Here is a 12249-nt window from a genome sequence, read left to right as displayed (position 1 = left end):
CGCCCGCCGCAGACGTCGACCCCGCGGGGACGTCGACACCCGCCGGGTCCACCTCGACCCCTCGGGGGGTGGACACCCACGGCGCGGAGCACGCCTCTCCGTCCGTAGGCTGGGGGGATGGAATTCAGGTACCTCGGCAACAGCGGGCTCAAGATCAGCGAGATCACCTACGGCAACTGGTTGACCCACGGGTCCCAGGTGGAGAACGAGGTGGCCCACCAGTGCGTGCGCGCCGCGCTCGACGAGGGCATCACCACCTTCGACACCGCCGACGTCTACGCCAACACCAAGGCGGAGAGCGTCCTCGGCGAGGCCCTCAAGGGCGAGCGCCGGGAGAGCCTGGAGATCTTCACCAAGGTCTACTGGCCCACCGGCCCGGGCGGCCCGAACGACACCGGCCTGTCCCGCAAGCACGTGATGGAGTCGATCGACGGCTCGCTGAAGCGCCTGCAGACCGACTACGTCGACCTCTACCAGGCGCACCGGTTCGACACCGAGACGCCGCTGGAGGAGACGATGCAGGCCTTCGCCGACATCGTCCGCCAGGGCAAGGCGCTCTACATCGGCGTCAGCGAGTGGACCGCCGACCAGATCCGCGAGGGCCACCGGCTGAGCAAGGAGCTGGGCTTCTCGCTCATCTCCTCCCAGCCGCAGTACTCCATGCTCTGGCGGGTCATCGAGCCCGAGGTCGTCCCGGCCTGCGAGGAGCTGGGCATCTCCCAGATCGTCTGGAGCCCGATGGCCCAGGGCGTGCTGAGCGGCAAGTACCTCCCCGGCGAGCAGCCCACCGAGGGTCGGGCGGCCGACGAGAAGATGGGCAAGGGGATGAAGGGCTTCATGTCGGACGAGACCCTCACGGCGGTGCAGAACCTGAAGCCGTTGGCGCAGGAGGCCGGCCTGACGATGCCGCAGCTCGCGGTCGCCTGGGTGCTGCAGAACCCGAACGTGGCCGCCGCCCTCGTCGGCGCCTCCCGCCCCGAGCAGGTCAAGGACAACGTCAAAGCGGCCGGCGTGAGGCTCGAGGCCGACCTCATGGGCAGGATCGACGACGTGCTCGACGGGGTCGTCGAGCGCGACCCGGGCAAGACGGCCGAGAACGCGCCGCAGACCCGGGTGGCCTGAGGGGACTGCGCGACGCCGGCCGCCGGCCGGAGGGGTGGCAGCCTTTCCGGCCGGTGCGCTGGTGCGCCGTTCACTCCCGGATCGTGGTCACGACCTCGGTCAGCGTCGGCCGTCGCGGTGTCGAGGAGAACCCGAACCGGGCCGGCGGGTCGACCGCGGTCAGCGTGCCCAGGTCGACGCCGTCGAGCCGGGCGGTCACGGCGGTGACGGCCCGCAGGTCGGTCGCGCCGTAGTACTCGCGTCGCCCCTGTCCCGCGCTGCCGCGGGTGCGCACCCCCCGCAGGACGACCCGGGCCACCGGGTCGGTCACCGTCGACAGGAGCGGGCTGGCCGCGACCCTGCGGGGTATGCCGCGCAGCAGCCACCCGAGCGCCGTGCGCCGGCCGAGGTGGGCGGCGAGGGCCAGGGAGGGCATGCTGACGCGGACCGTTGCGCCCGGTCCGCCTCCCCCCTCCACCGGTGCGGCACGGGAGACGTCGACGAGGTCGACCTCGACCGGTTCGATCCGGGTCTCGTCAAAGGTGTAGGTGCCGGTCACGAAGTCGGCCACCTCCTGGGTCGGGGCCAGCAGGAGCCGGTGGCCGTCGGCCCGCTCGACCATGACGTCGGCGAAGGAACCCAGCGGCGAGTCGTCCCAGACCCCGACGACGAGCCGCACCCCGCTGGTGGTGCCGACCCCGAGGATCCGGCCGGTGAAGGTCCAGGTGCGCGACGCCATACCCCCATCCTGTCGCTCCTGGTTGGGCCTGGCAGGCTGGGGTGATGGGAGCACCGTTCGACCTGACCCTGGAGGAGATGCGGGAGCACCGCAGCGCGAAGTGGAGCCGGGTGGCCCCAGACGTGTTGCCTGCCTGGACCGCGGAGATGGACGTGCGCACGGCACCGGCGGTCGCGCAGGCGCTGCACGCCGCGGTCGACCTGTCCGACTTCGGCTACGCCGGGCACCCGCGACCCGTGGTGGAGGCCTTCGCCGGGTTCGCGCGGGACGCCTGGGGGTGGGACCCGGTGGCCGACGGCGGGAGCGTGCGGGTGATGGCCGACGTCGGGGTGGGGGTCCAGGAGGTCCTGCGCGCGGTCACCTCGCCGGGCGACCGGGTCGTGCTGAACCCGCCGGTCTACCTCAGCTTCTACCCGTGGCTGGCGGGGCTGGGCCTGGTCGCCGAGGACGTGCCGATGCTCGACCAGGACCGCGGGGGACGGCTGGACCTGGAGGGGATCGAGCGGTCGTTGGCCGGGGGGACGAGAGTCGTCCTGCTGTGCTCGCCGCACAACCCGCTCGGCATGGTGACCCCCCGGGAGGACCTGGCCGCGCTGGCCGGGCTGGCGAAGGCCCACGGGGCGCTGGTGGTCTCCGACGAGATCCACGCCCCGCTCGTGCATCCGGGCAGCGAGCGACCGTTCGTGCCCTTCCTCACCGTCTCCGACGCCGCGCGCGAGGTCGGCGTCGCGCTCCACTCCCCCTCGAAGGCGTGGAACCTCGCCGGGCTCAAGCTCGCCGTGGGGGTGGTGGCCGACCGCGCGCGCTGGCCGGAGTCGATGCCCGGCGGGCTGGACTGGGGCGCGGGGATCCTCGGGCAGTACGCCGCGGTGGCGGCCTGGACGGACGGGCGCGACTGGCTGGAGGTCGTGCGTCGGGAGATCGAGGAGCGCGTGGGCGAGCTGGAGCCGTTGCTGGCCGAGCACCTGCCCGGGGTGCGCTACCACCGGCCGTCGGCGAGCTACCTCGCGTGGCTGGACTGCCGCGGGCTCGGCCTCGGTGACGACCCGGCGGCGGCGTTCCTGGAGCGGGGACGGGTGCTGCTGTCCTCGGGACCGGCGTTCGGGCCCGGCGGGGCGGGCTTCGCCCGGCTCAACATCGGGACCTCGCCGGAGCTGATGGCCGAGGCGGTCCGACGGATGGCGCTGGCGGTCTGAACCTGGGCGCGTCGCCGTGAGGTCGACCGTCGTGGCGTCGGCCGCCCGGCCGCGTGGCGCATGGCGGCAGGCCGTCCGGTGGGTCAGCCCTCCACCAGGCGCTTGAGCCGGTCCAGGTCGTCCTCGACCATGCGGACGTCCCGCTCGAACTCCTCGTCGCTCAGGTCGAGCTGCCGCAGGGTGAAGAGCACCTCGGCCCCCTCCGGGTGCGGCAGGACCCTCATCGGGTTGTGGACGGTGGCCCCGGACGGGAGCGTCACGTCGTGGTCGAGCACCCCGAGCTCGTTGCGGGCGGCGAACCGGACCCTGACCCGACCCATCGGGGAGTGCACCACCAGGGCGTCCCCCTCGCGCTCGGCCTGCCCCCCGGCCAGACCGGCGGCCCACCGGGGCAGGGTGTCAGGGTCAGCGGCGACGTCGTAGACGTCCTGCGGGGCCCGGTGCACGATCCGGCTCAGGTGACGGCTGCGCATGGGGCCAGCATGGCCGGGTCCCCTCGCTCCCGGCAAGAGGGGGCCGGATCAGGGGCAGGGGATGGCGCCCAGGCGGGCCAGCCCGGCCAGGTCCCCCGGGCCGAGGTCGGTCTGGCCGGTGTTGACCGCGTTCATCAGCTCCCCGGGGGCCTCGACGTGGCCCAGGCCGAGCACGTGGGCCAGCTCGTGGTCGAGCACCGCCGCGTGGGCCTCCGGTGTGGGGAGGTCGTCGGCGTCGAGGACCACCTGTCCGGAGGCGTTCCACGACAGGCCGTCCGGGAAGGTGACGACGGTGGGGCCGCCGAAGCCGGCGCTGGTGCCCGCGAGCGCCGGGACCTCGTCGGACGTGGCCCAGGCGACCAGGACCGGCTCCCCACGGCCGCGGACGTCGTCGGACCAGGTGCGGTCGGTCTCCCCGACCAGCTCCAGCTGCAGGCCGCTCGCGTCCGTGAGCCGCTCCAGGGAGGCGCGGACCAACGCGTCGTAGCCCTCCGGCGCACCCGAGGGGTTGACCGCCACCTCGACCGGCCCGCACGGGGAGAACCCGACCGGGTCGTCGGTCCCGGGCTGGGTCGTGAGGAACGCGTGGTCCCCGCCGGGTCCCGGCTGCACCGCCGGCAGCAGACGCTCGCCTCGCGGTGGTTCCCAGCCTCCGGCGAAGCGACCAGCACGCCACACGACGTCGGGCGGGAGGTCGTCCCGCCCGCCCGGAGCAGGGACCGGCGGAGCGTCCCCCTGCCCGTCGGGGTCCGGCATGCCGAGGACCTCACGCCCCGTCCCCTCCGCCCAGGTCCACACCGTCGAGGCCCGGTCCGGGTAGGCGTAGGCGAGAGCCACGCCGCCCAGACCGAGGACCAGCAGAAGCTTCGGCCAGGACCGTCGTCGGCGGCGCACCGGGCGGCGCGTCGGCACCGGGTCGAGCACCGAGACCGGAGGGGCGCCGTCGGGTGAGTGGTAGCGCCACGCGGTGGTGTCACGGGCGAGGGAGTGGCCCGGCGGGGTCCCGCCCAGGCCGAACCTCCGGTCCCACTCGTCGAGCTCGGCGAGCCGCCGCCGCAGCTCCGCCGCCCTCCGACGACGGGCGGCGGCCTCGAACATCCCCATGGCAGGACATGGTGCCCCATGCTCCTGAACCCCCGCCGGTCGGCGGCCCCGCCGACCCCGGCCGACCGACACCGGAGCGCAAGTTGGGGACCGCCGGTCCCACTCCATACCCTTGCCTCCATGACCCGTCCCCACCTGTGGATCCGCGCCGAGTCCCGCCCGACCGAGCAGCGCGTCCCCATCGTCCCCGCCGACGCCGCCCGGCTCATCGCCGACGGCTTCACCGTCACGGTCGAGGAGTCGCCGACCCGGATCGTGCCGATCGAGGAGTACGTCGAGGTGGGCTGCTCCGTCGCGCCCTTCGGGTCCTGGGTGGACGCCCCGGAGGGGGCCGTGGTGGTGGGGATCAAGGAACTGCCGGAGGACCCCTCCGACCTGCAGCACACGCACGTGTTCTTCGCGCACGCCTACAAGGGGCAGGAGGGTGCCGAGGAGGTGCTCGACCGCTTCCGCCGCGGCGGCGGTGAGCTGCTCGACGTCGAGTACCTCACCGTCGACGGCAAGCGGGTCGTGGCATTCGGCTTCTGGGCCGGCTACGTCGGGGCCGCGCTGGCCGTGCTGCGCCACCGCGGGCTGCTCCAGGGTGGCGTCGGCCCGATGACCCGCGCGGACCTGGACGAGCGGCTTCGCAGCAGCACCCCCGAGGAGCCGGAGCGCGCGATGGTCATTGGCTCCCGCGGACGGTCCGGCACCGGGGCCGTCGAGGCGCTGGCCGTGGCCGGCTGCGCCTTGACCCGGTGGGACCGGGCCGACACCCTGGTCCTGAACAAGCCGGCGCTGCTCGACCAGGACATTCTCGTCAACTGCGTGGTCAGCGTCGGCAAGGGGGACGCCTTCGTCACCGCCGAGGACGTGACCACCCCGGAGCGTCGCCTGCGGGTCGTCGGGGACGTGACCTGCGACGTCACGTCCGAGGCGAACAAGCTCCCGGTCAACACCGAGATCACCACCTGGGACGAGCCGGTGCGCCGGTTCGGCGGCGACGACCACCCGCTCGACGTCATCGCGATCGACAACCTGCCCTCGCTGCTGCCCCGGGAGTCCTCGGAGACCTTCAGCGCCGAGCTGACCCCGCTGCTGCCGGACCTGGCCGACCGGTCCGGCCCGTGGGCGGCCAGCCTGGACTGGTTCCGCAGGCACGTGCACGACGCGTCCTGAGCTCCCCCCGCCTACCCGGTCAGGGCGGCGTGACGGTCTGAGGACGGTCCCAGTCGGGCCTTCCGTCAGAGCAGTCGGACGCGGACGCCCACGGCCTCGTACGCGGGCAGGGCACGACGGTCGAGCGTGAGGAGCGTGCGGTCGTGCTCCCTGGCGGTCATGCCCACGAGACCGTCGTAGACCGCACCCCCCGTGATCCCCGCTGCGGCCAGGGCGACCACGGTCTCGAGGTGCCCGTCGCCGGGGAGCGTCAACGTCGATCCCGTGACCCGCTGCAGGGCTGCCAGCACCGCGGCCGGCGCCATCCGGTGCGGAGCCGGCAGGCGGGTGAGGACGCTGTAGGTCTCCAGCAGCACGTGGGCGGGGAGGTCGAGCTCGGCACCGCCCAGACCTCGCAGAGCCTGCCGATGCCGCTCGTGGAACGGCAGGAACGCGGGCACCAGGACGCTGGTGTCGCACGACGGCCTCACCGGCGGGTGGCCTCGAGCACGTCGCGCACCGTCTCGGTGGTCAGCGGGGGGAGCTCGTGGTCGGGCACCAGCACCGGAAACCCGTCCTCCTCCTGCAGCGTGACGGGGGTGGAGGCCACCTCGATCTCGAGCCGTCCGTCCGTGAGGACAATGTCCACGTGCTGACCGGGCCTCAGGTGCATGGCGTCCCGCAGCGCCTTCGGCACCACGATGCGGCCAGCGGCGTCGATGGTCGTCCTCATGGCAGAAAAATACCATCAGGCCTGCCACGGCAGGTCTACGTGAAGGCGCTCAGCCCCGTCACCGCCCGGCCGACCAGCAACGACTGCACCGTCCGGCTGCCCTCGTAGGTGTAGACGGCCTCCAGGTCGGCGAAGTGCCGTCCGACGTGGTGGTCGAGCAGGATCCCGTTGCCGCCCAGCAGGTCCCGGGCGGTGGCGACGACCTCCCGGGCCGCCGTGGTGGTGTGCAGCTTGGCCATCGCCGCCTGTTCGAGGGTGCACCGGCCCTGCTCCTCCAGCTGCAACATCCGGGTGCACATCAGCTGCATCGAGGTGATGAGCGTGACCATCCGCGCCAGGGCATCCTGGACCAGCTGGTTGGCAGCCAGCGGGCGACCGAACTGCTCGCGGCGCAGCGCATAGGTCAGGGCTCCCTCGTACGCCCCCACCGCGTGGCCCAGCGCCTCCCAGGCCACCGTCTGCCGCGACCGCGCCAGCACCCGGTTGGTGTCCTCGAACGTCCGCGCCTGCGCCAACCGGTTCTCCACCGGCACGCGCACGCCGTCGAGGCGGATGTGCGCCTGCCAGACCCCCCGGTTGCTGATCTTGCCCTCGATGACCCGGGCGTCCCAGCCGTCGGCCTGCTGGGGCGCCTCGACGACGAACCCTCCGACGTTCCCGTCGTCATCCCTCGCCCACACCACCGCGAGGTCGCACACCGACCCGTTGCCGATCCACCGCTTGGCCCCGTCGAGCACCCAGTCGTTCCCGTCCCGCCGGGCGGTCGTCTCCAGGCTGACCACGTCCGACCCGTGGGTGGGCTCCGTGAGGGCGACGGCACCGAGCAGCTCGACCCGGGCCATCGCCGGCAGCCAGCGCTCCCTCTGCTCCTGCGACCCCAGCAGGTGCACCGACGTCATCGCCAGGCCGGAGTGCACCGCGTTGAGCGTGGCGACCGACCCGTCCCCGCGGGCCAGCTCTGCGCACATCATCCCCTCGGCCAGCGGGGAGACCCCCGCGCACCCGTACCCCTCGATCGAGGACCCCGCCACGTGCGTGGCGGCATACCCCGGGAGCAGCTCGCGCGGGAAGCGCGCCGCCTCCCAGAACTCCGCGGCCCGCGGAACGACCTCCTCGTCGCACCAGCGGCGCACCCCGTCGCGCAGCTCCCGCTCCCGGTGGGTCAGCAGCTCGTCCAGGCCGTAGAAGTCGGTACCCAGGGCCCGGCCGAGGTCGCTCCCGTCGGGCAGCTCGCGCGCGGACTCCGGCATCGGGGCGGGGGGCTCGTCCATCCTGCGAGGGTATGCAGCCGCGCCGGCCCCCGCGACCGGGCGTCGGGGGGCGGGGTGGGGGGGCGGCGACGAGGCGGTGGGCTCGAACCGCGGCTCAGCCGTCGAGCAGCGGGTGCCCGTCGACGACGCCGGCGGGGCGGCCCTCCTCGATGTACCACTCGTCGCCGAAGACCATCGCGAACTGCTCCTCCGGCATGCCCAGCATCCAGCCGACGTCCTCCTGGGAGGCGTGCGCGGCGAGGGCGGTGCGCTTGGCCGCCATCACCGGCCGCACGTCGACGTGCCAGTGCAGGTCCGACTCCGGCGAACCGATGGGGTTGCCGTCGTCGGCCGGCAGGTCCGGGTCCCAGTCCTGCCCCTCCTCCCCGGCCAGCCCCGCCTCCTTCGCCGCGAGGTAGAGACGCCGCATCGCGTCGCGGTTCATGGTGGCCTGCAGGAGGCGGGGGCGACGGGCGGCGAGGTCGGCCGCCCGGTGCACCACGTGGTGGACCTTGACGTGGTCCGGATGGCCGTAGCCACCGTGCCAGTCGTAGCCGACGACCACGTCGGCGTCCTCCTCGTCGAGGATGGCGGCCAGCCGACCGGCGGCCTCGTCGGTGTCCGCCGCGTGGAAGGCGCGCTCCCCGACGTTCTGCTCCCAGCCGGTCATGCCCGAGTCGGCGTAGCCCAGCCAGGCGACCCGGGCGGTGCCCAGCACCTCGGCGGACGCGGCGGCCTCGGCCCGGCGCCGGTCGACGACGGTCTCGCCCTCGACCAGGTCGGCGGGCACCGTCCCGTGGTCTCCGTCGGTGGCGTAGACGCACACGACCCGGTGGCCGGCGTCGGCCGCCAGCCGCATCGTGCCCGCGGTCTGCGAGGCCTCGTCGTCGGGATGGGCGTGGAGGAGGACGATGGTGGTCACGAGCGACCATTGTGCCCGGCGCCGGGCCGGCGGGCCGCCCGGTGACGGACAGACGGCTCGCCGGTGACGGGCAGAGGGCCGGCCCGGCGCCGGGCAGGCGCCTCGCCCGGGCGCGCGCCGGGGCCGGCGCGCGCCGGCGGGCGGCCTCTGCGGTTCAGCCCCTCAGCTCGGGGAAGTCGCTGTCGCGGAACTCGTGCTCGAGGCCCACGTGGCCGGTCGGCCCGACCGCCGAGGCGCCGGCGGCCAGCTCGTTCTCCCGCGCCCGCAGCTCGACCCGCCGGATCTTGCCGGAGATCGTCTTGGGCAGCTCGTAGAACTCGATCCGTCGCACCCGCTGCCACGGGGCCAGGTGCTCGCGGGCGTGCCGCAGGATCGACAGGGCGGTCTCCCGCGTCGGCTCGTGGCCGTCGACGAGCGCGACGTAGGCCTTGGGCACCGCCAGGCGCACCTCGTCCGGCGCCGGCACGACCGCCGCCTCGGCCACCGCCGGGTGCTCGATGAGGACCGACTCCAGCTCGAAGGGGCTGATCTTGTAGTCGCTGGCCTTGAACACGTCGTCGGTGCGGCCGACGTAGGTGACCATGCCGTTCGCGTCCCGCTCGGCGACGTCGCCGGTGTGGTAGAAACCGCCGGCCATCGCCTCGGCGTTGCGGGCGTCGTCGCCCTGGTAGCCGGTCATCAGCGCGACCGGCGCGGCCGCCAGGTCGAGGCAGATCTCCCCCTCGCCCGGCCCCTGCACCACCTCGCCCGTGTCCGGGGAGACGAGCACGGAGGGGACGCCCGGGAGCGGCATACCCATCGATCCGGGCTTGACCCGCTCCCCGGGGCAGTTGCCGATCTGGGCGGTGGTCTCGGTCTGCCCGTAGCCGTCGCGCAGGGTCAGCCCCCACTGCCGCTGCACCTGGGCGATGACCTCGGGGTTGAGCGGCTCCCCCGCGCCGATGACCTCCCGCAGCGCACCCGGACCGCCGGAGAGGTCGGCGTTGATGAGCATCCGCCACACGGTCGGCGGCGCGCAGAACGTCGTGACCCGGTGCGCCCGGAGGACCTTCAGCAGCGCCGCGGCGTCGAACCGCGCGTAGTTGAAGACCAGGATGGTCGCCTCGGCGATCCACGGGGCGAAGAAGCAGCTCCAGGCGTGCTTGGCCCAGCCGGGGCTGGAGATGTTCAGGTGCACGTCGCCGGGGCGCACGCCGAGCCAGTACATCGTCGACAGGTGGCCCACGGGGTAGCTGACCTGCGTGTGCTCCACGAGCTTGGGCCGGTTGGTCGTGCCGGAGGTGAAGTAGAGCAGCAGGCGGTCGTCCGCCCGGGTGCCCGGGTGCTCGGCCGGCGGGACCGAGGTCCGGTATGCCGTGCGCAGGTCGGTCCACCCGTCCACCTCCCCGATGCTGAGGCGCACGTAGTCGCCCGGGACCTCCTCGAACTTGGGGGTGTCGGCGGGGTTGGCGACGACCGCCCGTGCCTGGCCGCGCTCGACCCGGTCGCGCAGGTCGGCCGGTCCGACCGCGGTGGTGGTCGGCATGACGACGGCGCCGAGCTTCATCACCCCGAGCATCGTGTCCCACAGCTCGACCTGGTTGCCGAGCATGACCATGACGCTGTCTCCCCTCGAGACGCCCTGCGCCGCAAGAAGGGCGGCGACCTGGTCGGAGCGGGTGGCGACCTCGTCGAAGGTCAGCGTCAGCTCGGACAGGTCCTCCTCGACGATCGTCAGGGCCGGCCGGTCGTTGCCGCGGGCGACCGCGTCGAACCAGTCGACCGCCCAGCTGAAGGTCTGTCCCACGTCCGGGTAGCGGAACTGCGCCCGGGCCCGCTCCGGCTGGCCGTGCAGGGAGAGCAGGAGGTCGCGGGCCTCGCGGTAGCGGTCGGTGCTGGTGGGGGACGTCGTCGTCATGCCTCCATGCCTACCACCCGGGACCGCCCCGGCGCGGAGGTCAGGCCCAGCGGGAGAAGACGCGCTGCAGCTCGCCGGCGTGGCGGGCCGGCACGTAGGCCACCGTCATCGAGCGTCCGTGGCGCACGTAGGCGGGGCGATGGCCGGCCCCGGCCACGGCCGCGAACAGCTCGGGCATCACGACCGGGTCGGCCCGGTCGTGGTCCCGCCGCGGGTGGATCTCCCGCGTGACCTCGTCGAAGGTGAAGCGGACCACCCAACGGCCCCGCTCCTCGTCGACACCGCCCTCCACCTCGTCGAGCAGGTGGGTCGTGCCGGCCGCGTCCGCGAGCTTGCGCACGAGGTCGGGGTAGGACTCCGGGCCCACGAGGTGGTCCAGGTCGATCGTCGTCACGTGCGGGTGCCTGGTCAGCGACCCGTCCTGGTCGCGGGCCATCACCTGCAGGACGGCCACGTAGGGGTGCAGCTTGATCCACCCCACCGCGTCCGGGTCGTCGGCGATGTCCTGGGTGCTGACGCCGTCCTGCGCCTCCAGCCCCAGCCGGGCCAGCGTCCCGAGCTGCTCACCTACCGAGGGCCGGACCGGCGGCGGCACGGGCGTGGGGGGCTCCTCGCTGCTGTCGTTGCCACGGGTGAACATCTCGAAGGCGCCCATACCCTCAGCCTGCCACGGGTCGGGGTCGGCGGCAACGGATCCGCGCGGCCTGTGACGTGCACGACAGCGCAGGTCACCGCACGTCCAGGGGTTCGCCGTGCCCCATGGACCGGGGTATGCCGTGTCCCCGTCACGGAGCGGCGCCGTGCAGTCGTCCGTGGCCCTGATGGGGGCCACGGACGACTGCACGAGACGGCAGGTCAGGAGCAGGCGGCCTCGCGCAGGGCCGCCAGCCCGGCGAGATCGCCCTCCCCCAGCTCGACCTGCCCCTCGTTGCGTGCGGCCATCAGCTGGGTCGGGTCCTCGCTGTGCCCCAGCCCCAGCACGTGCACCAGCTCGTGGACCAGGACCGCCTCGGGCTCGGTGCGGGAGAACCACCCACCGTTCTCCTCGGTGTCGACGACCACCATCCCGCCGACGGCCCGGCCGCCACCGCCCGGCCCGGCGAGGTAGCTGGACCCGCCGATCCCCGCCACCGGGCCGGCGAGCGCCGACACCTCCTCCTCGTCGGCCCAGCCCACGAGCACCGGGCCGTAGCCACGGTCCTCGAAGTTTCTGTCGTCGGTCTCGCCGACCACCTCGAGCGTGAACCCGCTGGCGGTCGAGAGCCGGTCGACCGCGGAGGCGACGAGGTCGGCATACCCCTCCGGGGCCCCCTCGGGGTTGACGACGATCTCGACGGGCTCGTCGCAGGGCCACGTCAGGGGGGCTCCGCTGCCGGTCGTCTGCAGGAAGGTGTACCCCTCCCCGCCGGAGCCCGGCTCGCCGTGGAGCGGGTCGACGGCGGCGTCGCGCAGGTCGCTCAGCTGCAGGGCGGGGGAAGCCACGACGGTCCCGACGATCACCGCGCCCACGACGACGAGGGTGCCCAGCACCCCGCCGCAGGAGCTCCCGCGGCCCCGTTCCGTCCTCGAGGTCACGGACCCAGTGTGCGGGACGGGTCTGTCAGCGACCTGGGACACGAGCCCGTGGGGACCGCGACCCGTCGTCGCGGGCGGTCAGATGCTGGCGTCGCGTTCGAGGCAGCGAAAACCTGTGCGAT

The 12249-nt window shown here is 73.7% G+C and carries 13 protein-coding genes; 3 read left to right on the top strand and 10 right to left on the bottom strand.

The window, feature by feature from the left end; genetic code table 11:
* Positions 1-117 precede the first annotated feature (117 nt).
* A complete protein-coding gene (locus tag ACWHYA_RS05565) occupies positions 118-1122 on the top strand; it encodes an aldo/keto reductase family protein (protein WP_425942496.1) in 1005 nt (334 codons plus the stop codon).
* Positions 1123-1192: 70 nt separating this feature from the next.
* Here ACWHYA_RS05565 and ACWHYA_RS05560 read toward each other — a convergent pair whose 3' ends face one another.
* Positions 1193-1840 (bottom strand): hypothetical protein, encoded by a 648-nt coding sequence (locus tag ACWHYA_RS05560; protein WP_425942497.1) that lies wholly within the window; start codon positions 1838-1840, stop codon positions 1193-1195.
* A 44-nt stretch (positions 1841-1884) separates the two neighbouring features.
* Between ACWHYA_RS05560 and ACWHYA_RS05555 the strand changes: the two genes are divergently transcribed.
* Positions 1885-3036 carry a MalY/PatB family protein gene (locus ACWHYA_RS05555; protein ID WP_425942498.1) on the top strand — a complete coding sequence of 384 codons (1152 nt, stop codon included), beginning with the start codon at positions 1885-1887 and terminating at the stop codon, positions 3034-3036.
* 83 nt (positions 3037-3119) lie between these two features.
* On the opposite strand, the gene ACWHYA_RS05550 is transcribed toward ACWHYA_RS05555, so the two are convergent.
* Complete coding sequence (locus tag ACWHYA_RS05550) at positions 3120-3509, bottom strand: SRPBCC family protein (RefSeq protein WP_425942499.1); 390 nt, start codon at positions 3507-3509, stop codon at positions 3120-3122.
* 48 nt (positions 3510-3557) lie between these two features.
* The gene (locus ACWHYA_RS05545) at positions 3558-4613 is read right to left on the bottom strand and encodes a hypothetical protein (RefSeq protein WP_425942500.1); all 1056 of its coding nucleotides are present in this window, start codon (positions 4611-4613) and stop codon (positions 3558-3560) included.
* Between the two features lie 120 nt (positions 4614-4733).
* Between ACWHYA_RS05545 and ACWHYA_RS05540 the strand changes: the two genes are divergently transcribed.
* Positions 4734-5771: a saccharopine dehydrogenase gene (locus tag ACWHYA_RS05540; RefSeq protein WP_425942501.1), complete on the top strand. Its 1038-nt coding sequence runs from the start codon at positions 4734-4736 to the stop codon at positions 5769-5771.
* Positions 5772-5836: 65 nt separating this feature from the next.
* On the opposite strand, the gene ACWHYA_RS05535 is transcribed toward ACWHYA_RS05540, so the two are convergent.
* From ACWHYA_RS05535 to ACWHYA_RS05505, 7 genes are all read right to left on the bottom strand, one after another.
* Positions 5837-6241 (bottom strand): type II toxin-antitoxin system VapC family toxin, encoded by a 405-nt coding sequence (locus ACWHYA_RS05535; protein WP_425942502.1) that lies wholly within the window; start codon positions 6239-6241, stop codon positions 5837-5839.
* Positions 6238-6483 carry an AbrB/MazE/SpoVT family DNA-binding domain-containing protein gene (locus tag ACWHYA_RS05530; RefSeq protein WP_425942503.1) on the bottom strand — a complete coding sequence of 82 codons (246 nt, stop codon included), beginning with the start codon at positions 6481-6483 and terminating at the stop codon, positions 6238-6240. Before ACWHYA_RS05530 ends, ACWHYA_RS05535 begins: the two co-directional genes overlap by 4 nt.
* A 35-nt stretch (positions 6484-6518) precedes the next feature.
* Positions 6519-7754 (bottom strand): acyl-CoA dehydrogenase family protein, encoded by a 1236-nt coding sequence (locus ACWHYA_RS05525; protein ID WP_425942504.1) that lies wholly within the window; start codon positions 7752-7754, stop codon positions 6519-6521.
* A 94-nt stretch (positions 7755-7848) separates the two neighbouring features.
* Positions 7849-8655, bottom strand: a complete 807-nt coding sequence (locus ACWHYA_RS05520) for a PIG-L family deacetylase (RefSeq protein ID WP_425942505.1) — start codon at positions 8653-8655, stop codon at positions 7849-7851.
* 154 nt (positions 8656-8809) lie between these two features.
* Complete coding sequence (locus ACWHYA_RS05515; RefSeq protein ID WP_425942506.1) at positions 8810-10552, bottom strand: AMP-binding protein; 1743 nt, start codon at positions 10550-10552, stop codon at positions 8810-8812.
* Positions 10553-10592: 40 nt separating this feature from the next.
* On the bottom strand, positions 10593-11207 hold the full coding sequence (locus tag ACWHYA_RS05510) for a hypothetical protein (RefSeq protein ID WP_425942507.1): 615 nt from the start codon (positions 11205-11207) through the stop codon (positions 10593-10595).
* A gap of 200 nt (positions 11208-11407) precedes the next feature.
* Positions 11408-12127 (bottom strand): matrixin family metalloprotease, encoded by a 720-nt coding sequence (locus ACWHYA_RS05505; RefSeq protein WP_425943310.1) that lies wholly within the window; start codon positions 12125-12127, stop codon positions 11408-11410.
* Between the last annotated feature and the right edge of the window lie 122 nt (positions 12128-12249).

Source organism: Ornithinimicrobium carbonis (genome assembly GCF_977012275.1).
This window is presented reverse-complemented; position numbering and strand designations above follow the sequence as displayed.